Genomic DNA, 23,866 nt, shown 5'->3' on the forward strand with positions numbered 1-23,866 from the left:
GTCGAATGCCGTCAGGGCGACGGCAGAGTCCGCCGTGAGCACTCACTGGGCTGACCGGCCGTGTCGGTGTGCGGATCGCGTGCCGCGATGACGGTGAACAGGGTGGCGACGAGGGCGAAAGCGCCATAGCCGAGCGCGATCTTCGGTAGCGAGAAGGTGTGGGACAGCTGGCCGGAGATCAGGCTGGGAATGGTCGCGCCGCTGTAGCTGAGGAGATACACCACGGCGAAGATCGGTGCCCGGTCCGTCAGGCTGCTGGCGTACAGCAGGCCGCGGGTGGTGCCGCTGATGGCAACGCCCTGACCGGCCCCGGCGACGACAGTTGCGGCGATGAACAAGGGAAGTGCACCGGTGGCGATCGCCGTGATGATGCCGGTCCAGCCGACCGCGAAGGCCGCCATGCCGATGCGTTGGGCTCCCGCCGGGGCGAATCGGCCGCTGAGGGGAGCACCCAGAGCACTGGGGGCCATGTAGGCGGCGAACACCAGGCCCAGGACGAGTGGACTGTGCGTGCGGAGCTGGTCTTCGACCAGCGCGGGCACGAAGGCTTGGTAGAACGCGCCGGTGGCCCAGGTGGACAAGAGGACTGCGGCCGTGACGGCGAGCAGATGCCTGACCCGGACCGGTACGCGGACAGTGGGCTTCAACGATCGCCACGCGCCGCGGACGGTGGCTACGGTGTCCGGGCTGACGGCGGTGAGCACCATGGACAGCAGGAGCAGGCCGACGGAGACGAGGTAGACGAGGCCGCGGGGCCAGGGGCCGAACTGGACCAGGGCACCGGAGGCGACGGCGCCCAGGGCAAGGCCGAGCATGACTGTCTGGCTGGACGCGACGGAGGCCAGCCAGGCCGGTCTTGCGGGTGCGGTGTCGACGACGTACGCGGTGAGGCTGCTGCTGGCCAACCCGGAACCCAGGCCCATCAGGATCCGGCCGGCGATCAGGACGCCTATGTGGTGCACGTTCAACAGCACCAGGCAGCCCAGCACGAGCAGTCCGAGGCTGGCGAGGGCCGCGGGCCGACGGCCCACATGGTTGGACAGCCGTCCCAGTACCAGCAGCGTGCTGATGGTCGCGGCGGAGTAGGCGACGACCGTCATCGAGATGCCCGCGTTGGTGAACCCGTCCTGGGCCCGGTAGACGTTGAACAGGGGGATCGTCGAGCCCACCGCGGCAAACGCGGCCGCCAGGGAGAGCACCGCGGACGGGAACGCAAGCCCGAACGTTCTGCCCTGACGATCCCGACCGGGGACTGGGGCCACATTGTGCATCGAGCAGCGTCCTTCTCTCGTTCTGAATCAGGCAGCGCACCGGCTTCTGTCGTGGGCGGTGACAGTCGGCCCTGCGACTGCCGGCTCCTGGGAGCGCCCTCTCCGCGTCACGGCTGCGGTGTGCCCCGTAGGTTCGCCTGGCCCGTCGATCATGCATGAACGGGACTGTTTAGTCCAGACTCGAGCGTGCATCCCGCCCTCGGCGAACACACCCCCGGCCCCGCGCTCGCCAGCACTTCCACGTCGGGTTCCGATCAGTGCCGCGACGGGACTGGGTAGGCAGCGATCGAGCGCCTTCACGCGCCGGACCACCCGTCATCGCTCCGCAGCGCTTCCACCTTGCAATACTGGACCATGACGTCCACTTTAGAGTTAGGGTGGAGGTAGTGACTCGATCGAGGGATAGCGACGCAGTTCGCCCGCCAGGCCGGCGCCCATGCCATCGGAACCGGACACGCCGCCGACCGGCGGCCCGGGAGGGGCGCTGTGCACGAACATCGGTCAGGTCGTCACCCTCGACGACACCGTTTCCGCTTTCGACCCGGCCGAGCGGGGCAACGGCAAGATCATCGTTCGCCCATGAGGCCATCGCACATGCCCGGACACAACCAGCAAAGGACCATCCGCATGACCAGCCCAACCGAGCCGAACCGCTCGACCGCCGGCGACGTGGAGAGGGCGGAACCAGGCCTCACCGGTCAGGATCCCGCCGTCGTCGTCGACGATGCCGGCAGCGATCCCCGTGCTCTCGCGTCCGACTTCGACGTCGTCAACGACGAGAAGACCGGTGCCTACGTGGCCAAGGCCGGTGACACAGAGGTGGCAGGGCTGACCTACCAGGCCGTCGGCGAGAACCGGCTCGTACTGCTGGCCACCTCCGTGTTCCCCGAGTTCCGCAACCGTGGGATCGCGACCAGGCTGATCCGACACGTCCTGGACGACGTGCGCGCGCAAGGAAAAACGGTCACCATCACGTGCCCGATCGTGCACACCTTCATCGAGCGCAACCCGGCGTACGCCGACCTCATCGACCCCGAGCACCCGGGAGCCAGGAGAGCCACGCCGGTCATGGACCAGGCCTTCAGGCTTCCCCGGGGAGAAGGCGAAGCAGCGACGACGGGCGTCGAGGCCGAGGCAGCTGCCCTGGACGAGAACAACGCCACGCTCATCGCCGCAATGGACCAGGCAGGTCCCGACCAGGTGGGGTCGAGCTGGGAGCTTGATGTCATCAACGACACGGAGCGAAGCCGATGGTTCGCGGCCATCGGACCCGAGGCGATCGCGGAGCTCTCGTACCGGTTTGTCGGCGGCCGCGTCGTGTTGCTGACAACCTGGGTCGACCCCGCCTACCGCCACCACCGGGTCGCCACGGAGCTCATCGCCCGCGTGCTGGACGAGATCCGGCCAACCGGCAAGAAGATCACCGTCATCTGCCCGGTCGTGGGCGAGTTCATCGCCCGCAACCCGCACTACCGCGATCTCATCGACAAGGTCCATCCGGGTTCCGGCGCCTACCCGCAGCACAGGCGCGCAGCCGAGGCCGACGACCAGTAACGCCCCGCCGCGATCGAGAACGGCCTGACATAGCGACCCGGCATCGTACGTGGTTCGACCTTCCGTCCCCGACGACTCCGACCCGCGCGAACCAAGAGGCGTCGTACCACGCACGTCACCTCTTGGTCCTGGTGAGAGCGCGTTCCGGGGACTTCGCGTAGGTCCACGACCTTCACCTGGTGTTGCGCCGGCCCTCGGAGGAGAGTGCGTGTGACTGGTGCGCGTGGGCGGGGAGATTCGGAAGGGGCACGTCAGTGACGGCCACCGTGGGCGATGTGAAGTCCAGATCCGAGCATCCGCCGTAGCAGTTGCTGGCAGAAGACGACGGCGACGAAAGGATGAACGACGAGGCACAAACGGCGAGGAGGGCCATGACCTGCATGGTTATTGAGGGACACATCCCAATCCAACACTGCGCCCACACCTGGTGTGCCGGCGGGAACGTCTCGGGGTCGTCCTCGGCAAGCCGGGCCGCGGTTCCGGGCACGGCGGCCGCCATGGCTTCCGCCTCGCCGACCCGGCTGTGGAAGCTGAGCACGCGCCGGAACTGCTCCTCAACGGCCGCGCGCATCAGGCCGGTCTGTACCGCCGCCAGCCGGGCCCCGCGCACCGCGTCGGAACCGGTCGCCTCAGTGATGAGCGCGGCGTACAGGTCGGGGTCGCGGATGTCCAGGCACAGCACCTGATACGGCGCCACCAGCCCCAGCCGGATCGCCTCCGACAGCTTCAGCTTGTAGGCGACCGGCCCGAACAGCGGCGAGTCCTCGTCCATCGAGGCGACCAGCCGCGGCCGGTCTCCGTCGGCCTCCCAGACGCGTGCCGTGGCAGTCATGTAGAGCCGCCGCACGGCCGGTACCTGGGTCTGGTCGTGCACGGCCGCCCACGGCTTCAGCCCATCACCACTCACGCGGTGCGCCTCATCCACGATCATCAGGTCCCACACCCTCAACCCGGCGGCATGCGCCCGCTGAAGCGTCCCCATGCCGACCGACGCGTAGGTCGCGAACACGGTGACGGTCTCACCGCCGGCGGTCCAGGCGATCAGTTCATCCGGGTCCGTCGTGCACGGCACGCCCTGACTGTCCGCACCCCGCAGGGAGCAGACGCCGATCGTCGCGCCCCGGCGGCCACCCGCACGCCACGCGGCGGCCATCTGCAAGAGCAGGTCCAGAGTGGGCACCAGGACCAGCACCCTGCGGGCGGACAGACGGTCGGCCGCCGCTACCCCGATCAGCGTCTTGCCGGACCCTGTGGCGGCGATGACCTGAGTGCGCAGGCCCTCGGGTGGAATGCCCTGACCGGGCTGTTCGGAGAGGTGGCGTAGTACCGCGTCGACGGCTTCGACTTGATGCGGACGCAGCGTGACGGTCACGATGGAGGTCCTCCTGGTCTGGTGAGCTCTGGTGACTGGGTGGGTGGGCGGCCGTACGCCGGGAAGTGGACGGCCGCCCTGCTCTTTGCAAGGTCGGTGCGGCGGGGCCTAGGCCGTGTTTTGAAAATCGGCTCCGTTCCTTGTCCCGGCTCCTGATGATCTCGGTGTGGGGCGAGGGGATCTTTCTGACGAGCAGTGGGCGGTGTTGGAGCCGTTGTTGCCGGTCGCCGTGTTGGGCCGACCGCCGGTGGGACGCCGGAAGCTGATCGACGGGATCCGCTGGCGTGTGCGGACCGGTGCTCCGTGGAGGGATCTGCCGTCGGAGTACGGACCCTGGCAGACGGTTTACGGACTCTTTCGCCGCTGGCAGCGTAACGGCGCCTGGCACGTGCTGCTGACCAGACTCCAGGCCCGGGCCGACGCGGCCGGGCTCATCACGTGGGAGGTCAACGTCGACTCCACGATCTGCCGGGCCCATCAACACGCCGCAGGCGCCCGCCGCGATGGACTGGCCCAGAAGGAGCCGCCTGGTGGCGGGATCCGCACCGAGCCCGAAGACCACGGACTGGGCCGGTCCCGGGGAGGCTTCACCACCAAAATCCATCTGGCCTGCGAACAGGGACAGCGGCCGTTGTCTGTGCTGATCACCGCCGGACAGCGCGGTGACAGCCCCCAGTTCGCCGCCGTGCTGGAAGGCATCCGAGTACCCCGCACCGGGCCGGGCCGTCCGCGTATCCGTCCGCTGCGGGTGCGGGGCGACAAGGCGTATTCGTCACGGGCCAAACCGGGCCTACCTGCGAAAGCGTGGGATCCGGTGCACGATCCCGGAGCCGGCCGACCAGATCGCCAACCGCAAGCGGCGGGGGAAGACTAGCGGACGGCCTCCGGCCTTCGACCGTGAGGACTACAAGGCCCGGCACGCCGTCGAGTGCGGGATCAATCGGATCAAGCGCAACCGGGCGGTGGCCACGCGATTCGACAAACTCGCGGTCCGCTTCGAGGCCACCGTCCTGATCGCTGCGATCGGCGAATGGTTATGACGGGCCTGGGCTGTCCGTTGCGCATGCCATGCTGACGGCGACCAGGGGGAACAAGGCGAGGGAGAAACGACGATGGGGGCTCAGTACTACGGCGCCGACAGCGAGAGCGGCGACCGTATCGACGACCCCTCCGAGGACGCGCTGTTCATGATGATCAGCGACCTCGACGACTCCGACAACACCTTCGTCGTCGTCCAGCCCGACGAGGACGACCCCGTGTGGTTCGCCTCTGTGGCCGTCCTGGACGAAGGCGGCTACGAGATCGTCCGCCGTGACACGAGCCGGAACGAGCACGAGGTCACCACCTCGACCAGCATCAACGACATCGCCCGCGACCTCACCATCTGGATGGCCGCCCGCAACTTCCCCGGACGGCCAACCAGGCAGATCACCGACTTCTAAAACACGGCCTAGGTGTCGGTGGACGTCGTGAAGCGCCCGCCCTCGGTCCTGCGGTCCCCGCGGCGACCGGGCCCGGGGCGCGCCTCGTGCGCCGCGCGGACCTGCGCCGCCAGATACAGCGACTGGCCGCTCCGGCCGGGCTCCCGTCCCACAGCGGCGATACCCCACCGCGACAACTGGCGACGGGCCGAACCCGTCGCCGACGCCCCCGTGAACCCCAAGTAAGTGGCCACCACAGAGACGGTCCACAACTCCGCTGAGGTAGTGGGGGAGTGCGGAGGATCTGTGGCCATCAGGTAGTACCTCTCAGGGAATCGGCAGGGTCTCACACGACGCGACCATAGTGCCTCACGGTGAGGCACTATGGAGGCGATTTCGGGAGACCCAAGCGGAGCCCGAACGTACAGAGACCGGCGCCCATCTGGAGCCCGCGGCCGTCGACGCGGTGCGTGCCTACGCGGCTCGGACCCGCGAGCGCACGGACCCGTTCGCTGCCGTCTCGGAGAACATCGCCGCCGACGGCCTGCCCTCGGTGGACGACTGCGCGCCGTGGGAGGAGTTGCGCTAGGCGCACCTTGCCCGGCTCGCCGCCCAGCGGCCGGCCGTAGCCTGACGCCTCAAGGACACGGCCCCGCGCCGCGCCCGGGTCGCGTTCTTTGACACCGTTGAAAGGCAGCAGGAGAACATCACCAGCGAGGCGGACTCTCATGCGCTGGACCGCGCCCTGGCCGTCATCTCCGTCAACCCCGACGTCGGTGAACCAACAGCCCGGCTACGTCACCGACCCGTACCACGCCATTGAGCCCCTAGAGCTCGTAACACGATCATGCGGCCCAGTCCCAGTAGTCCTGTCGTGGTGGAGCGTGGGAGCGTGGGCCTAGATCGCGGGCGACGGCTTGTGTGGGGAAGAGTGGCTGGATGAGCGTGATGTGGGCGGCGACGTCGCCGGAATCTGGGCTGTTCCATCCGGTTGAGAGGCGTTCAGAGGTGAAGGATCTGTCAGACCGCTTCAACGACCTGCGCTCCCATGGTCAGGGGTACGTCGAGGTTCGGTCGCCGGACAGGGATTTCCCGGTGCTGATCCTGGCCTTCCGAGGTGATCACGCGGTCGTCCATCTGATGAGTGACGCCGAGCGGATGTCTCTGCTCGTAGGAGACGGCACCGTGCCCTCGGGTGCCGAGGTCGAAGTCCCGATCATGGACGACCTCGCCACGTTCACGGGCGACTTTGTCCTGGATATCGATCGGGCGTGGGACCTGGTGCACGACTTCACCCAGACGAGGGCGGCCGGACCTTTGGGTGAGTGGCGTGAGTTGTAGCTAAAGGCTCGTGACACGATCACGACCGGTGCTTCTTCAGTCGCCTCCAGCAGATGAGGCTGCAGGCCAATGAGACGAAGGCGTAGTGGAGTTCGGTTCGGCGTTCCCAGCGGATGGCAAGGCGTTTGGACTGGTGGAGCAGGGCGAAGGTCTGCTCGACGACGTAGCGGAGTTTGCCCAGCCCCTTGATGTTCGGGGCGCCCTTGCGGGAGATGACCGGCAGGATCCGGCGCTTGCGCAGCTCGTCGCGGTTGGGGTTGGAGTCGTAACCCTTGTCCCCGAGCAGCGAATCGGGGCGGCGGCGTGGTCGGCCGGGACGCCCTGCCACCGGCGGGATGCCGTCGACCAGGGCGAGGGTCTGGGTGACGTCATTGACGTTGACGGCAGTCGTGATGACCTTGAGCGGGGTGCCGCGTCCGTCGCAGATCAAGTGGTGCTTGCTGCCCGTCTTCCGCCGGTCGACCGGCGACGGACCGGTGTCGGCTCCCCCTTTTTCGCACGGATGTGGGAGCCGTCCACGCACGCCCTGGACCAATCGAGTTCGCCGGCGGCGAGCAGGATCCAGTGCAGTTGGTTGAAGACACCTGCCTGCTGCCACCGCTCCAACCTGCGCCAGCAGGTCTGCCCGGAGCCGAACCCCAGCTCCAGCGACAGCAGTTGCCAGGCTATGTCGTTGTGGAGGACGTACAGGATCCCCTGCAGACATAGCCGGTCCGCGACCGGGCGCGGCCCTGGCGACCGTTCCGGCCAGGGCGGCAGCAGCGGCTCGATCAGCATCCACAAGTCGTCATCCACGATCCATGGCCGAGTACTCACACCCTCCCGAACGGCCGAATCTTCACATCAGTCACGCCCAACCAGGGCACCTCAACCAAGATCGTGTTACGAGCTCTTAGGAGAACCGCTGACGTTCGCTGGTTCCGGCATTGACGCATTTGTCGTTCATGCGCGGCGCCTTCACCTCCACTGCGCCAGCCGCGTGGGGGTGCAGCTCGTATTGCCCTGTGGTCGGTGAGTGAAGGCCAAGGCTTTGACGCTCCTTGCGGCGTCGTCGGCTTGGGGCGACGGCGCATCGGTTTGAAGGCGAAGGTCGTGAGGGGTGATGGATGGTGTGGTTTCCCCAGGTCGAACTGTTGAGTCGCGAGGGCGTCATCTCCATGTGGTCATGTCAAGTTCACTTTGAATTAATTCGAAATGAGGCGGATATTCTCCGCGTCGCTTTTTTTGCGGAGTCTTTAAATGCTCTTTTTCTAATAATTGTCCAATTAAAAGCTTGGCTTGTGATGTGGATCACTCTTGATACTTTGTGGGCGCGTCTGATTACTATCCGCGACGTATCTGTGGATCTTCTGCGGGGCGTGGGGCGGGGCTGTGAAATCACAGGCAGGAAAGCGGAGATCTCTTGCGGGAGAGCTGTGGGTGCGGCGGCTCGCTGTGCCTTTGGCCGCGTGGCCGCTGGTGTTCGGCGGGGTGGCGGTGGCGAACGTGACCGCCGCGGTGCCGGCGCAGGCTGACGGGGACACCGGTCCGACGCCTCTGGAGCAGGCGAAGGCGTCGGACGAGCCGGTCGAGGTGGTGGACCAGCGCACGGAGTACACGCAGACTTTCGCGAATCCTGACGGCACCTACACCCTGAAGCAGGCGACCTCGCCGCAGCGGGCGAAGGACGATGCCGGCACCTGGCACGACATAGACACGACACTCGTGCACAGGGCCGACGGGTCGATCGGCCCCCGGTACGCGGCGGCCGATGAGTCGTTCTCCGCCGGGGGAACGCAGTCTATGGTGCACCTGGCGAAGGACCAGCGGTCGCTGTCGGTGCGCTGGCCGGGCGAGCTGCCCGCGCCCTCGCTGGACGGTGCGACCGCCACCTACTCCGAGGTACTGCCCGGAGTCGACCTCCAGTTGACCGCGGTGCCCGACGGATACCGCGAGGTCCTGGTGGTCAAGTCTGCTGAGGCCGCGCAGCAGCAGGCGCTGGAGCAACTGCGCTTCGCCATCGAGGGCGACGGCGTGTCTATCATCCCCGGGGCCGGGGGCGGACTGCGCGCCGTCGACGCCGACGACAACGCTGTCTTCATCGGCCCGGCGGGACAAATGTGGGACTCCGCCGGCAGCGGCGGCGGAACTCAGACACAGACACTCAACACAGCGGCACGATCGGCCGGCGCCTCCGCCATGGCCGATCCGGATACCGATACCCAGGAGCCGTTCGAGCCGGGGGACGGCGACACGACTGCAGCCCTGCCCGTGCAGGTCGATGACGGCAGCATCACCGTCACCCCCGACCTGAACCTGCTGCGGGGCGAGCAGACCGTGTACCCCGTGCGCATCGACCCGGCGGTGGGGCTTTCACGGTCGGAGCGGACGGTCCTGTCCTCGGACGGCGACAAGTTCTACCAGTTCTCCGGCGACTACGGAGTGGGCCGCTGTGCGAGCGCGGACGGCTACCCGTGCGGTGACGACTACGTCAACCGCATGTACTTCGAGTTCAGCCCCAGCGCCCTGGCCGGCAAGCACGTTCTGCACGCCACGTTCCGTGCGCACGAGACCTGGTCGTTCAACTGCGATGCCAAGGCCGTGGACCTGGAGCGCACCGGAAACATCACGGAGGGAACGCGGTGGCCTGGCCCGGGCAACATCGCGCTCATCGATACCAAGACGGTGTCGGCAGGTCGGGGCGACAACTGCAGTCCTCCCCAGCCGGATGCCTGGGTGGAGTTCAACGGCAGTCTGACGAAGCAGGTGCAGGACTTCGCCGACGGGAAGTTCGGCCGGCTCACGCTGATGCTGCGCGCGGGAGATGAGAGCGACACGCGCGCGTGGAAGCGTTTCGACGACAACGCCGAGATCACCGTGGACTACGTGCCGAACCCCGGCGTGCCGATCAACGTCGGTGTCATTCCCGGCGTGGCCGGGGCGAACGCACACGGTTACTGCAATCCGGTGGACTCCCCGCTGGCTGTCACGGTCGACCAGCCGACGGTGCGGGCACGGGTGGAGACCCAGGTGCAGCCGGGCACCAATGACAGCAAGGGCCAACTGAAGGCCAACTACCGCATCGCCCGTCTTCTTGCGGACGGAAGCTGGGAAGAGATCTGGGCCGAGGACAACGACGGCGGCTATTTCACGGACGGCAAACTGCTCGACAAGCAGACCACGAAACGCACAGACGGCACGACCTACCGCTATCGGGCCCGAACCCAGTCCCACTGGTCCTACGACGGTGACAGCGGCGACCTCTACTCCTCCTTCTCGCCGTGGTGCTACTTCACGATCGACTCCACCGCGCCGAAGGAACCGACGATCGCACCGAAGGATCCCGTGAAGGGATCTCCCTACGTGCAGTGCGTGGCGGATCCGTGCACCGCCAAGGGCGGCCCGGGTTTGGCCGGATCGTTCATCTTCGGGCCCAACAGCGCGGACACGGACATCGACGGCTATCAGTGGACGCTGTCCGGCCCGAGCGGTCAGGAAGGCAAAGCGCACACCGTCAAAGCGGCCACCAACCACAGCGCCGAGGTGGACAACGTCACACCGTCCCTGGGCGGCACGTACCACCTGACGGTATGGGCCATGGACGTCCGTGAGCGAACGGGTTCGCCCGAGACTTTCGACTTCAAGGTGAGTCTTCCGCCGGGGCCGGTCGGCCGCTGGCACTTCGACGACGGCGCCCCCGGCTCCGGCGTGACCACGGCCAAGGACAGTGCGACGCACGACCCGGGAACTGCCACGCATGATCTGACCATGCACGACGGGGCCGGCTTCTCGACCATGGCCCGGCGCGGCGATGAAGACACCTCGCTGTGGCTGGACAGCAGTGACCCCAATCTGCAGCAGTCCTACGCCGACTCCACCGCACCGGTCGTGAACACGGCCCACTCGTTCACGATCTCGGCGTGGGCGAATCTCACCGACGCCTCGACCAGCCGGATGATCCTCACGGAGCCCGGTGCGCAGGCGCAGGCCTTCGCGCTCTACTACTCCTCGTCCACGAAGTCGTATGTCTTCCAGTACACGGCTACGGACTCGGCGACGCCGGTCTTCGTCAAGTCGGTGGCAACGGCCACTAACCCGCCCCTGCGGGTGTGGACACACCTGGCGGGCGTCTACACGGCAGGATCTGACCCGAGCGGCGACACCATCCAGCTGTTCGTCAACGGCCGCCCGCAGGGCGATCCGGTCAACCTGTACCAGGCCGCGCCCAGTTACAAGCCCTGGGCGGCCTCACAGGGCCTGCAGGTGGGCCGGTCGATCGTGCGGGGCGCGGCAGGCCAGTACTTTCGGGGCCGTATCGACGAAGTCGCCGCCTGGCAGGACGCCCTGAGCGCGGAGAGGATTGCCCAAGAGGCACAGGCGACCGAGCAGGACCTGCCGGCCACGGAACTGGTGGCCGACTGGAACGCCGAGAACTCGTCCGGCACCACGGTCGGTGAGTTCTCGCCGTACCCCATCGGTGCCATGGCACTGTCGGGCGGAGCCAGCATCGACGACGAGTCCAGCGCCCTGGTCCTGAACGGCAACGGTGCTTACGCCTCGGTCACCGGCCCGGCCATCGACGAGACCGGCTCGTTCACGGTCTCCGCGCAGGCCCAGTTCGACCCGACGGTGCTCAATACCAAGCCCAACGGTTATGAGGCCCAGCTTGCCGGACAGGCAGGAACCGGGGGAGTGTCCTGGGCTTTGGCTGTGCAGAAGATCGATCAGGACACCTACGTCTGGAAGTTCCTGCGCACCACACCCTCCGGGACCACGGTGACCACGGCCGACGTGACCGATGTGACCGAGCTCGCCGACTCCAGCTCGTCGGTGATACTCACCGGCGTGTACGACGCCCAGGACCAGGGCGGCCGTATGCACCTGTATGTGGGAACGACGCCGGTCGACGACGGCCCCGAGAACGCGGTCACCAGCCCGCAGCAGGGCACCGGCAGCCTCTCCATGGGCGGCACCACATCCACCGGCTACTTCGCCGGCCACTTGAGCCGGCTGCGGATCTGGGTCGGTGCGATGACCGCCGACGAGGTGCGTGACCGTGTGATCCCCAGCGACTGACCCCACCCCGGTGGGCGGGAGCGACCGCCGTCCCGCCCACCAGGGGCTGACGCGAACGAACCGGCAGCCGATCGGCTGCATGCCTGCACTCGCCGGCCGTGCCCGAGCACGGTTTCCCGACTCCCGCCCCTCAACAAGGGGCGTTCGTATGGAGCTTTGGACATGAGACCCATGCTGCCGTTCCGCCCCCGCACCCCCAGACGTAGGAGCAGCAGGTCCTGGCTTGCCCGGACCGCCGTCACCGTCGCGTTCACCCTGCTGCCCGGGCTACTCAGCCCCCTGAGCGCAGTCGCACAGGGCGCACAACCACTGGGCCGTCCCGATGCCCCTAAGAAGGTGTCGGTCAAGACGGTTCCGCTGAAGCCGAAGCAGACCGCGGCCTCCCGCGCCGTCACCCGGCAGGCTGCGGACAATGCGAAGGCCGCGCAGCGGGCCCGGCAGGAGCAGGACACCAAGGTGGTGTGGCCGACCGCGGCCACCGCCACCCTCAGCACCTCAACCAAGGCGGCCGGACACGCGAGGGCTAGCTCCCTGCCCGTGTCCCTGACCGCCTCTACGGCGAAGAACGCGGTACGGACGGCGAAGGTGCGGGTGCTGAGCCACGCACAGACGCAGGCCCTCGGCATCAAGGGCGTCGCCCTGACCGTCACCGCCCCCCGCACCGGTGGGACGGCCGAACTCGGCATCGACTACTCCTCGTTCGCTGCGGCCTACGGCGGAGACTGGGCCGGACGCCTCCAAGTGCTGCGTCTGCCGGACTGCGCTTTCACCCACCCCGGCAAGGCCGCCTGTCGCAGCGGGAAAACCCTGCCCTACACCAACGACCGCGATGGGCAGACCGTTCAGGCCCGCCTCACTTTCAGCACCACGTCCACCCAGGCCACCGGGCAGACCATGCTGCTGGCTCTTGCCGCGGGGGCCAAGTCCGGCGGGGGCGACTACAAGGCGACCCCGCTGTCCGCGTCCTCCACATGGGAAGCCGGCGGTTCCTCGGGCACGTTCACCTGGAACTACCCGCTGAAGGCACCGCCGGCCGCGGCGGGTCCGGCGCCCGACCTCGCCATCTCCTACGACTCCGGCAGCGTGGACGGCCGCACCGCCAACACCAACAACCAGGGCAGTCAGATCGGTGAGGGCTTCGACCTGACCTCGTCCTACGTCGAGCGCAAGTACGGCTCCTGCGACGACGACGGCCAGGACGGCAAGTACGACCTGTGCTGGAAGTACGACAACGCATCCCTCGTCCTCAACGGCAAGTCCACCGAACTGGTCAAGGACGACACCACCGGGGACTGGCACCTGAAGGACGACGACGCCTCGATCGTCACGCACTCCACGGGCGCCGACAACGGCGACGACGGCGACAGCGGCACCGACGGCAAGGGGGAGTACTGGACCGTCATCACCAGCGACGGCACCAAGTACGTCTTCGGCCTCAACAAGCTCGACGGCGCGGACACCGAACGCACCAACAGCGTCTGGACCGTTCCCGTCTACGGCGATGATGAGGGAGAGCCCGGCTACAGCAGTGGCACGTCCCTGAGCGGGCGTGCCAAGACACAGGCCTGGCGGTGGAACCTCGACTACGTCGAGGACACCCACCACAACGCCATGTCCTACTGGTACACCGCCGAGACCAACAACTACGACACCCTCGGCGACGACAACACCGGCACCAAGTACACCCGTGGCGGCTACCTCAACAAGATCCTCTACGGCCAGCGCGCCGGCGCCCTGTTCTCTGGCAGCCCCGCCGCCTCCGACAAGATCTCCTTCACCTACTCCGAGCGGTGCATCCGCGACGACGACGGCTGCGACTCGCTGACCGACTCCACCAGCCAGCACTGGCCGGACGTGCCCTTCGACGCGATCTGCGCCGACGACGACAAGTGCACGGGCAACGTGGGGCCCACGTTCTTCACCCGCAAGCGGCTCACCGGCATCACCACCTACGCGTGGAACGCCGCTCTCACACCGAGCGCCGACTTCCAGCCGGTGGACTCGTGGAAGCTGACCCAGGCCTACCTGGATGCCGGTGAGAGCGGGGACTCCGCCGACCAGTCGCTGTGGCTGCAGTCCATCCAGCACACGGGCGAGCACGGCACCGCGCTCTCCACCCCGGCGATCACCTTCACCAGCGACTTCTTCAACAACCGGGTCGACGCCAGCGACGACAACATCCTGCCCCTGGCCAAGCCCCGCCTGACCGGCATCACCACCGAGACCGGCGCCGTCATTTCCGTGAACTACGCCGAACCCGACTGCGTCGCCGGCGAGACCATGCCACGCCCGGACCAGAACACCCGCACCTGCTACCCGGTGCTGTGGCGGCCGAACGGCGGCGACGTCGACCCGACCCTGGACTGGTTCCAGAAATACCCGGTCACCACCGTCAGCACCAGCGACCCGACCGGCGCCTCCGGCATCATCGCTGACACCTACCAGTACTCCGGCGGCGGCGCCTGGCACTACGACGACGACCCGATGACGCCCACGAAGGAACGCACCTGGTCCATCTGGCGCGGCTTCGCGAAGGTCACCCACCTCACCGGCCCCAGCGACGGCACCCAGAGCAAGACCGTCACCGTCTACATGCGAGGCATGAACGGCGACCGCCTGCTGGAATCCGACGGCAAAACACTGGACCCGGACACCCGCCGCCCCGCCCAGAGCACCGGCATCAAGGCCAGCGCCCTCACCGACGCCGACCAGTACGCCGGCTTCACCCGCGAGAGCGTCACCTACGACGGACCCAGCGAAGTATCTGGCACCATCAACGACCCCTGGTCGAAGCGGACCGCCACCCAGCACAAGTCCTACGCCGACACCGAGTCGTACTTCGTCCGCACCGCCGCCACCCACGCCCGCACCAACGTCACCAGCTCCGGCACACCCGTCGACCGCACCCGGACGACCGCCACGACCTACGACGCCTACGGCATGCCCCAGACGCTGGAGGACGACGGCGACGACGCCGTCTCAGGCGACGAGACCTGCACCCGCACCTGGTACGCCCGCAACGACACCACTGGCCTGACCAAGCTGGTCTCGCGGATCCGCATTACGGCCAAGCCATGCGCGACCGCCGACAGCGCCCTCGACCTGCCGGCCGACTCCACCAAGGCCGGCGACGTCATCAGTGACGTCGCCACTACCTACGACGCCACCACCGCCTGGACCGCCACGCAGAGCCCGACCAAGGGCGAGCCGCAGTGGACCGGCCGGGCCGCCGGGTACGACAGCAGCGACCAGCCAACCTGGCAGAAGGTCAGCACCACCACCTACGACACCCTGGGCCGACCGCTGATCGTCAGCGACACCAACGGCGACCAGAAGAGCAAGACCACCTACACCCCCATCGCGACAGGCCCCCTCACCGCTACTGCGGTCGCCGACGCCAAGAACTACACCACCAACAGCATCATCGACTTCGCCACCGGCAGCGCAACCAAGGTCACCGACCCCAACTCCAAGATCACAGAAACCACCTACGACAGCCTCGGCCGCCTGAAGCAGGTCTGGCTGCCCAACCGGCTCCACCTGCTCAACGCCACCCCCAACTACACCTACGACTACAACCTGTCCAAGGACTCCGCGTCCTGGATCTCCACCAGCACCCTCACCCCCACCGCCTCCGGCTACACCACCTCCTACACCCTCTACGACTCACTACTGCGCGCCAGAGAAACGCAGTCGCCGTCCACCTCCGGCGGCCGCATCGTCGCCCTGACCCAGTACGACACCCGCGGCCTGGTCAAGTCCACACTTTCGGACATCTGGGACGCGAGCAACGCTCCCTCCAGTTCGGCGGCCACCGTCGAGGGCGGCCAGGCCCCCATGCAGGTGGACACCGTCTACGACGGCGCCGGGCGCTCCATCTCGGCCGAGACCAAGGTCAAGGGCGCCCACAAATGGACGACCACCACCGCCTACCAGGGCGACCGCGTCATCCAGACCGCCCCCATCGGCGGCCAGGCCACCTCGACCCTGACCAACGCACTCGGCGAGACCACCGAGACCCGCCAGTACGCCGCCCCCCAGGCCACCGGCTCCTACAACCACACCCGCTACACCTACACGCCAGCCGGCCAGCAGAAAACCGTCACCGCACAAGACACCAGCGCCTGGTCCTACACCTACGACCTGTTCGGCCGGCAGCTCACCGCCACCGACCCGGATAAGGGCACCACGACCACCCAGTACAACACCCTCGACCAGGTGGACTGGACCCTGGACGCGGAATACCGCAAGCTCCTGTTCAAGTACGACATCCTGGGCCGCAAGACTGACCAGTGGCAGACCGCCGCCACCGACGGCAACAAGCTTGCTCATTGGGACTACGACCAGGTCGCCAAGGGCCAGCAGGACACCGCCACCCGTTACACCAACGGAGCCACCGGCGACGCCTACGTCCAGAAGACCACGAAGTTCGACAACCTCTACAACCCGACCACCACCTCACTGACTCTCCCGGCGACGGACGCCTTTGCTCAGGCGGGCGTCGGTGGCACAAGCCGGACGCTCACGTTCGACACAACGTACAACGCGGCCAACCTCCCCTCATTGATCAGTGATCCGGCCGTTGCTGGCCTGCCGTCGGAAGGCATCACCCCGGCCTACGACACCCTCGGCAACCTCAAAACCCTCACCGGCAAAACCGGCTACCTCCTGGGCACGGCCTACTCCGAACTCGGTGATCTGACGACGCTCACCCTGGGGACCGACTCCACCAGCTCAGCCCCCAAGGCGTACCTCAACTACGCCTACGAGAACGGCACCCGCCGCCTTAAGAGGGCCTACATCACCGACGACACCCACAGCTACATGCCGCAGGACCTCACCTACAACCAGGACGAGGCCGGCAACGTCACCTCTATCAGCGACGCAGCCACCCTCGGCGGCACCGGCAAGACCGACAACCAGTGCTTCACCTACGACGGCTACCGCCGCATGACCGAAGCCTGGACCCCCCTGACCACCGACTGCACCACCACCGGCCTCACCACCGCCAGCCTCGGCGGCGCAGCCCCCTACTGGACCTCGTACACCTACACCACCGCCGGTCAGCGCGACACCGAAACCCAGCACCTCACCACCGGCAACCAGAGCACTGACTATGCCTACGGCACAACCAACGGCCAACCACACCCCCTGAACAGCACAACCGGCGCGAAGAGCGCCACCTACTCGTACGACAAGACCGGCAACACCATCCACCGCCCCGGAGCCACCGCCACCCAGACGCTGGCCTGGAACAGCGAAGACGCACTCGCCAGCGTCACTGAGAGCACCAAGAAGACCAACTACCTCTACGGCGCCGACGGCAACCTCCTCATCCGCAGCGCGACCGGAGACGGCGAAAGCGTCCTCTACCTCGGCGACACCGAAGTCCACCTCACCGTCAAGGGCACCACCAAGACCCTGACCAGCCTCCGCTACTACACTGCCGGCGGCCAGACGATTGCAGTCCGTACCGCGGCCTCCGGATCGAGCACCACCAAACTCGCCTTCCTCGCCAACGACCCGCACGGCACGGCATCCGTAGCTCTCGACGCCACCACCTGGGCCATCACGAAGCGCTACACCACCCCTTTCGGCGCCTCCCGTGACACCACCACGGTCACCTGGCCCGACGACAAGGGCTTCCTCGGTAAACCTGTCGACACCTCGACCAGCCTCATTCAAATTGGCGCTCGTGAATATGACGCGACCATCGGCCAGTTCATCAGCGTCGACCCACTGCTTGAAATCGACAAATCACAGACCCTCAACGGATACAGCTACAGCGCCAATAACCCGGTCTCTTATTCGGACCCCACCGGACAAGGTCTCGCTTGCGGCAAGGAGTTTGACGTCAGTTGCGGCAACGGGAACGTAACTCACGGCGACGGCAGCCTTTCCCGAAACGGTAACCCTACCGGCGGCGGCGTCGCCCCCGGCTACGGCGGCTCTACAACGACGAAAAGCCCAGAAGGCGCCGATAGTAGCGATGATAATTGCTGGCCCATCTCCTCTTGCGCCCATTTTAGCGTTGATGGCCCCGCTGACACGAGCACCATCGACGGTCCCGACATTCCATCATATTTCGACAGCCTAATCGATTCACTCGGGCAGACTTCGTACGCTTCCCTGTTGGCCGGCGATTTCGATGAGGCTGCAGATAGAGCTTTCGGAAGTTCCTGCCCGCCCGGCCCGATGGCGTGTTCGACGCCGGCGACAGGTACCTTCGAGATGGGGGCCACCCGATTCTTCGTCGCTAAACAGGCCCAAAATCTGACCTCGAAAATACTGGCCGCCCGCGTAGAGGAGATGTTCACGCAGAAGGTTGCCGGGAAAGGTAGATCGGCGCTTGCGGGTATGCTCGAAATTGAAGGCGAGGATCCCTTGACGCTTGTTTCTACGAGCGGCAAGCATCAGCAGAAGGGGCTGGTTCCCGTGGTTGGCGGTGAAGGAAATCCGGCTAGGTTCCGGGCCACTGCAACCGGAAATAACCCTCGCACACAGGATACTGAGTACAAGATGCTCACGTATATAGCCAACAAACTGGGCGCGCCGTCCGACGTGCGTGGAACTCTCACCCTTCATTCGTCGCAACAGGCCTGCCCCTCGTGCACTTCTGTGGTGGGGCAATTCCGTGACGCCTTTCCGAACGTACGGTTGATCTATACTTCTGGTAGGCAGTAAAATGATCGCCGCACACCTTTCACCATCGGTGTGCGGCAATCATGTATGCTCTGCTCCATGGCGCCTCTGGTTGAAAACCTATGGACCCCTTCCCATCAAGCGATTGAAGACGGCGATGTAGACGCTCTGGCTCGGCTCTTGGACTCAGGGGTGGATCCTGATGAAGAGTGCTGTGGTATGACGCTGCTGGCGCATGCGATTGACTACGAAGCCGATGTTGCCATTCAAGGAAGCACTGAAATGGGGGTTACCAGCATTGCAGTACTCCTGGCTTATGGTGCATCGCCGCAAGCTCGAGGTGGCCAAGGGCAAAGCCCGCTCGATTTGGCGGATGAGTACGGCCACGGGCTAGCCACGAGACTCCTCACGCGCTTTGTGAGTTGATACTCCAGCTACAGCTCCGATAGTCGTTACAGCCCAACAGCTACCCCGCGACGTCATCTATCACCACAACGCCATCCCGGTGCACCTTCCCAGTCACAGCACGAGACCACGCCGGCACCCCCGCGCAGAGCCGGCAACCTTGCCGACCCGGTCCCCGGACGGCCCGCCCGGCGATACCGTGAAGTCGCACGCCCGTCCCGCACCTGGAGGCCCCGATGGACGACCAGTCGGCCCCCGCTGACGGAGCCGTCCGGCAGCAGCTGGAGCCGGCGGCCGCCGATGCCGTCCGCGCTTACGCGGCCCGAACCCGCGAGCAGGCCGACCAGTTCTCCGCCGTCCTGGAGGACATCGCCGGAAACGGCCTGCCCTCACCCGAGGACTGCACGCCCTGGGAAGATCTGCGGGAGGCGCACCTCGCCCGTCTCGCCGCGCAGCGGCCGGCCGTCGCCTGATGTCCCAGGGACACGGGCCCCGCCGCGCCCGGATCGTCTTCTCCGACTCCGCCGCTAAACAGCTGGAGAACCTCACCAGCGAGGCGGACATTCACGCTCTGGACCGCGCCCTGGTCGTCATCTCCGTCGACCCCGACGTCGGCCAGGCGCTGCCCGGCGACACCATCGGCCCTCAACTGCGTCAGTACACCGACGACGTGGAAGCCGTCCGCGTCCTGTACTTTGTCACCGCCCTGCGCACCGTGGTTATCTGGGGTTCATCAGTGGTTGTAGCTGGTCGGAAGCTTGCAACAGTCTGATGCACGACAGGTACGTCTGCTTCACTTCGTTGGTTTGAGCCGTGTTGCGAACCAACAAGCAGCGATGATGAGACCCGAACTCCTAAGCCTGTCCCGCGGCGCTGAGGTGGCCAGTTGAGGGAGCGAGATGCTCGCCGCCTATCCTCGTGTTGTGCATCTGTCTCGGGATCCGTCGAACATCACGTATGTCCTGGCGGCAGCGTTTCCGACTCGTCTTGCCGGTGACGTGTGGAGCGTCCTGGAGGTCATGCCGGACGCCAGGCACGCGCCGATGGAGCCCTTCGAGGTTGAGGTGGGGGGCGAGACCCTCGCCATCCCTTCGCGCATCTACAACGAGGAGCCAGGCGCCGACTTGGAGCGGCTCCTGACCGGAACCCAGCAGGTGATCTTGCATTGCCTGTACTCCCGGCACGGTGATGGCTGGGTCCGCCAGCGCCACCTCGAACAGATCGTGGCGTCGAGGGAGCCATGGGTGGCCCCGTTCGTGGTGCAGTTGACTGGCGAGTACGTGCTGGAGATCCTTGACGTGATCGCGCGGGGGCTTGCCGGCCTCGCTGTCCCAGGCTCGGCCCAGCGCAGGCTCTATGGGGAGTTCATCGCGCGGAATCCAGCTTTCTTCGCACGCACGGAGCGACGCGTGGTGAGCTACTGGTCGTGCTACTACCGCTGGAAGTACGCAGTGTTCGGGACATATCCGGGGTGCGCACTGATGGAGGCGTTCCGGGCCGCCGCGTCGGAACACGTGGGCGCGCGGTGGCCGCGCCACACGCCACCTTCGCTGACCGGCGTGGCTGGCGAACTTGCCTGAGCGTGTTGTCATCTCCATCCGGCGAGGGCGAGCTTGTGCTGAGAGGGAGGCTGCGTCATGTGTTCTCCCGACCGTTCTTTTTGCGGATCATTCGGCGGAGGCTGGTGCGGGCGGCGGCGAGGTCGTCTTCGAGCTCGGTGATTCGCTGCCGGAGCTGCGTGTTCTCTGCGGTCGCCTGCCGTTCCGCCGTGGACAGCCGGAGGTTCTCCTCGGTGAGTTCGTTGATGCGGTCGACCAGGCCGTGGTTGCCGAGCTGGTCGACCTGTTGCCTGAGGTGAACGCGGGCCTGTTGCCGCAGCTGGCCGTTCTCGGTCCGGAGCCGTTTGATCTCCTGGCGGGCGAGAAGCAGGTCGGTCTGCTCGCTGGCGATGGAGACCTTCCGTCCGCTCTGCTGGTCTTGGTGGCCCTGGGCGGCTTGGCGGGTTCGTGCCTGGTCGATGCGTTCGCGCAGGCCAGGGGCATAGACGAGCCAGCTGGAGACGTCCGCCTCGCGGGCGACCGCGGCGAAGGTGATGCGCCGGTTGTCGCGGAGCATGTCCTGAACGGCCTTGAGGACGCGTCCGCGCTTGTCGGCACTGTCCCGCTGACGTGCAGCTTTCAGGACCTCCGCGGGTGTCCTGGAGGACTTCTCGGACGTCTCAGCCGGCATCCGGAGTCCCCTTGCGGATCACGGTCAGCGGCAGCAGCGTGTGGTCCCGGGTCGCGCGGACCTTCCGCAGGACCGCGCTGGCTTCCTCGATCTCCTCGCGTTCGGCCTCGGGGAGACTGCTGAGCCGGTCGCGCATGGTGCCGGCGACGTTCGTGAACGCGGTGATCTGGTCCGTGAGGTTGCGTACGACGAAGTCGTCGGCGTCCATCGCCTTGGCGGTCTCTAGGTCGGCTCGCAGGTCGTTGACGTGCTGTTCGATCGCAGGCATGTAGGACGGGTCGGGGCGATAGAAGCCGCAGCCGGCGCACTGGAACCGGATCGCGCATGCCTTGCCGCCGGCCTTGACGTTGCTGGGCTCGCGGCAGTTGCCGAATGGAACGGCGACCGACTGGGCCTCGTAGTCTGTGGTGCTGGTGAACGGCGCCGGACGGCCGGAACGGTCGAGGGTGTGCCTCCGCATGGTGGTGATGGCCTCGCGTTTCCGCTTCAGGGACACCTGGTAATACGTCGTCGTGACGATCGACCGGTGATCCATGAGCTCTTTGAGCACGTCGACCGGGATGCCGGCGTCGGCATGACGCTGGGCATAGGCGTGCCGGAACGCGTAGGGGAAGATCAGCGTGCGGTCGAACGGCATCCGGCCGCCGTGCTCGTCGAGTTCGTCGCTCAGCAGCACTGGGATCGCCGTGACCCACTCACGCATCGAGTTGACGAGGCTGGAAGCCTCCATGTGCGCGAAACCGCTGCGGTCGGTGATCGATGGGAAGAGGTACTTCCGGCTGCGGGAGGGGACCTCGATCTGCCGCCGGCGGCCCTGCCACGTCCTGATCACGTCGGCGGTCTCGCGGGTGATGGGCAGCTTGCGGCCGTAGCGGCGTTTCTTGACGTTGTCCCAGATGAGAGTGTTCTCGCCCTTGCGGGTCTCCAGGCACTTCAGCCGCAGACTGGCGACCTCGATGGGACGGCGGCCAGTATCGCGCAGAACCAGGTAGGCCGTCTGCAGCATCAGTTCGATGTCGGCCCGCTCCATCTCGCCGTAGGGGAACCCGGCTCCCATCAGGTGCAGATGGGCGTCCATCTGGTCGATGACGGGTTCGGGGACGGCCTTGCCTGCCGCGTCCTCGATGGTCTCCTCGTGCGGGAGAACGAGCGTCTTGTCCCGGTTGAAGCTGCCGGGCAGGCCGTCCAGCATGTCCGTCTTGCGGCCGAAGTCGATCAGGTCGAGGAAGACGCTGAAGGAGTCCATCCGCCATTTGCGGCTGGCGAGTTCCCCGTTGTCGCTGCGGCGGATGCAGGACATCGCGCTGAAGACAGCCTGCACGTCCGCGAACCGCAGCCGGGTCACGTCCTGCCCGCCGCCCGGCCGGGTATGGAGAGCGTCGGAGGCGACGACGCAGGCGTTGAACGTCCGCTTGAACTTGTCGTTCTTCATGCTGACCGTCTCAGCCCAGGTCTTGAGGACCTCCCGGAGCCAGGGCTGGCGGATCGCGCTGGCATCGACGCGGCCGTGCCGCTGCCGGCGGCCGCCCAGGCCCGCGGACTTCAGCCCCAGCGAGGGGAGGTCCCAGAGGTCTGCGTCGGTGGGCGACATGCCGCGGAAGGACAAGGACGCCAGCCGGATGGACCGGGCGACCTCGCGGAACTGAGCGACGATGTTGTTGCCTCTCAGCATGCTGGCGGCGAAGTCCTCCGGCTCGACGGTCAGCAGACTCGGGATCCCGCCGAGCTTGGAGACCAGCAGACGGGTCGCCGCCGGCTCGAGAGCGCCGCCGCGGGCATCTCGCTGCTGCAGCCCGTAGAGGACCTCCCAGCGGACGGCCTTCTCCGGGGGCCGCAGGCAGAACTGGTTGGACCGCAGGTTCGAGGCCACCCTCGAAGCCCAGGCTTGCGGGTCGCCGGTCTCGACGCCTTGGCGGCGGTCCCGCTCCCAGGACTGGTAGTGCGGGTGTGAGGTCGCACTGTTGTTGCGGTGACCGCATGTCGTTGACCTGTGGTGCCGCAGATGGATTGCGACGGTTTCCGGACCCTGCTCGGACTGTTTGACCTGCGATCCTGCAGGTTGGGCGAGACTGCCGCAGTTGCAGTGAGAACGCCTATTGCGGGGGGCTGGGACGATGCCACCCACCGAACTACAGGCTGGGCTCTCACAGCGTTCGGCGGCGACGTGATCGCGGCGGCGGAATCGACAGGCTCCAGCAACGTGCCGCCTCTTGTCAGCAACACCCTTGGCGTGACGTCCGCGTCAGGCCACTGACCATCGTGGTCTTGAGCAGGCCCCGGGACTTCGGAACTGCTGCGCGCTCAAAGACCGGCTGAGAGCTCGCCGATGATCTGATCACCGCGCTGGTCATCCAGTTCGGCCAGTGCCTCGGCGGCATCCATGCACCAGTCGCGCCAGTCCGGGTCGCCCCGAAAGTCCGCGATCAGCTTGTGCAGCCCGCGAACTGCCGCGTCGCGGTCCAGCGTTGCGAAGCGGCTCGCCGCGTCGAGGCGGTCGTCGAAATGGATGTCCGCTCCGGCGAGGGTCTGGTCCAAGCCCCGGGCTGGTTGCGGTGGTTGCCGGTCAGCCCGCACCG

At 66.7% G+C, this 23,866-nt stretch carries 17 protein-coding genes and 1 pseudogene; 12 read left to right on the forward strand and 6 right to left on the reverse strand.

The annotated features are described in order from the left end of the window. Positions 1–11 precede the first annotated feature (11 nt). Complete coding sequence (locus ABZ642_RS40480; RefSeq protein WP_360494710.1) at positions 12–1,271, reverse strand: MFS transporter; 1,260 nt, start codon at positions 1,269–1,271, stop codon at positions 12–14. A gap of 436 nt (positions 1,272–1,707) precedes the next feature. On the opposite strand from ABZ642_RS40480, the gene ABZ642_RS40485 reads away from it, so the two are divergent. Then, entirely contained in the window at positions 1,708–1,854 is a 147-nt protein-coding gene (locus ABZ642_RS40485) for a hypothetical protein (protein WP_360494713.1), read from the forward strand. Positions 1,855–1,898: 44 nt separating this feature from the next. Further along, a complete protein-coding gene (locus ABZ642_RS40490; protein WP_360494716.1) occupies positions 1,899–2,825 on the forward strand; it encodes a GNAT family N-acetyltransferase in 927 nt (308 codons plus the stop codon). A gap of 172 nt (positions 2,826–2,997) precedes the next feature. On the opposite strand, the gene ABZ642_RS40495 is transcribed toward ABZ642_RS40490, so the two are convergent. Further along, positions 2,998–4,197, reverse strand: coding sequence for a DEAD/DEAH box helicase family protein (locus ABZ642_RS40495; protein ID WP_360494719.1), 1,200 nt, complete (start codon positions 4,195–4,197; stop codon positions 2,998–3,000). A gap of 166 nt (positions 4,198–4,363) precedes the next feature. Between ABZ642_RS40495 and ABZ642_RS40500 the strand changes: the two genes are divergently transcribed. The 4 genes from ABZ642_RS40500 to ABZ642_RS40515 all read left to right on the forward strand — a co-directional run bounded on the left by ABZ642_RS40500 (position 4,364) and on the right by ABZ642_RS40515 (position 6,959). Then, a protein-coding gene (locus tag ABZ642_RS40500; protein WP_360494722.1) for an IS5 family transposase occupies positions 4,364–5,237 on the forward strand; the annotation gives its coding sequence in 2 pieces (ribosomal slippage) (positions 4,364–4,978 and positions 4,980–5,237; 873 coding nt in all). Between the two features lie 72 nt (positions 5,238–5,309). Next, a complete protein-coding gene (locus ABZ642_RS40505; RefSeq protein WP_360494725.1) occupies positions 5,310–5,639 on the forward strand; it encodes a hypothetical protein in 330 nt (109 codons plus the stop codon). Positions 5,640–6,084: 445 nt separating this feature from the next. Then, positions 6,085–6,207: a hypothetical protein gene (locus ABZ642_RS40510; protein WP_360494801.1), complete on the forward strand. Its 123-nt coding sequence runs from the start codon at positions 6,085–6,087 to the stop codon at positions 6,205–6,207. Between the two features lie 350 nt (positions 6,208–6,557). Continuing rightward, positions 6,558–6,959, forward strand: coding sequence for a hypothetical protein (locus ABZ642_RS40515; protein WP_360494728.1), 402 nt, complete (start codon positions 6,558–6,560; stop codon positions 6,957–6,959). Positions 6,960–6,978: 19 nt separating this feature from the next. On the opposite strand, the pseudogene ABZ642_RS40520 reads toward ABZ642_RS40515, so the two are convergent. Continuing rightward, positions 6,979–7,736, reverse strand: a pseudogene (locus tag ABZ642_RS40520) (IS5 family transposase). A gap of 657 nt (positions 7,737–8,393) precedes the next feature. Between ABZ642_RS40520 and ABZ642_RS40525 the strand changes: the two are divergent. The 6 genes from ABZ642_RS40525 (at position 8,394) to ABZ642_RS40550 (ending at position 20,641) form a co-directional block, all read left to right on the forward strand. Further along, positions 8,394–12,014, forward strand: a complete 3,621-nt coding sequence (locus ABZ642_RS40525; RefSeq protein ID WP_360494731.1) for a LamG domain-containing protein — start codon at positions 8,394–8,396, stop codon at positions 12,012–12,014. A 336-nt stretch (positions 12,015–12,350) separates the two neighbouring features. Further along, positions 12,351–18,698 carry an RHS repeat-associated core domain-containing protein gene (locus tag ABZ642_RS40530; RefSeq protein ID WP_360494734.1) on the forward strand — a complete coding sequence of 2,116 codons (6,348 nt, stop codon included), beginning with the start codon at positions 12,351–12,353 and terminating at the stop codon, positions 18,696–18,698. A gap of 57 nt (positions 18,699–18,755) precedes the next feature. Next, positions 18,756–19,082: an ankyrin repeat domain-containing protein gene (locus ABZ642_RS40535; RefSeq protein WP_360494737.1), complete on the forward strand. Its 327-nt coding sequence runs from the start codon at positions 18,756–18,758 to the stop codon at positions 19,080–19,082. 215 nt (positions 19,083–19,297) lie between these two features. After that, positions 19,298–19,534, forward strand: a complete 237-nt coding sequence (locus ABZ642_RS40540) for a hypothetical protein (protein ID WP_360494740.1) — start codon at positions 19,298–19,300, stop codon at positions 19,532–19,534. Continuing rightward, a complete protein-coding gene (locus ABZ642_RS40545; protein WP_360494742.1) occupies positions 19,534–19,833 on the forward strand; it encodes a hypothetical protein in 300 nt (99 codons plus the stop codon). Before ABZ642_RS40540 ends, ABZ642_RS40545 begins: the two co-directional genes overlap by 1 nt. Before the next feature lie 127 nt (positions 19,834–19,960). Beyond that, positions 19,961–20,641 carry a hypothetical protein gene (locus ABZ642_RS40550; protein WP_360494745.1) on the forward strand — a complete coding sequence of 227 codons (681 nt, stop codon included), beginning with the start codon at positions 19,961–19,963 and terminating at the stop codon, positions 20,639–20,641. 55 nt (positions 20,642–20,696) lie between these two features. Here ABZ642_RS40550 and ABZ642_RS40555 read toward each other — a convergent pair whose 3' ends face one another. The 3 genes from ABZ642_RS40555 to ABZ642_RS40565 all read right to left on the reverse strand — a co-directional run bounded on the left by ABZ642_RS40555 (position 20,697) and on the right by ABZ642_RS40565 (position 23,825). Then, complete coding sequence (locus ABZ642_RS40555) at positions 20,697–21,290, reverse strand: DUF6262 family protein (protein WP_360494748.1); 594 nt, start codon at positions 21,288–21,290, stop codon at positions 20,697–20,699. Then, positions 21,280–23,160 (reverse strand): tyrosine-type recombinase/integrase, encoded by a 1,881-nt coding sequence (locus ABZ642_RS40560; protein WP_360494751.1) that lies wholly within the window; start codon positions 23,158–23,160, stop codon positions 21,280–21,282. Before ABZ642_RS40560 ends, ABZ642_RS40555 begins: the two co-directional genes overlap by 11 nt. A gap of 431 nt (positions 23,161–23,591) precedes the next feature. After that, complete coding sequence (locus ABZ642_RS40565) at positions 23,592–23,825, reverse strand: hypothetical protein (protein ID WP_360494754.1); 234 nt, start codon at positions 23,823–23,825, stop codon at positions 23,592–23,594. Positions 23,826–23,866 lie beyond the last annotated feature (41 nt).

The organism is Streptomyces sp. NPDC007157 (genome assembly GCF_040634235.1).
GTDB lineage: Bacteria > Actinomycetota > Actinomycetes > Streptomycetales > Streptomycetaceae > Streptomyces.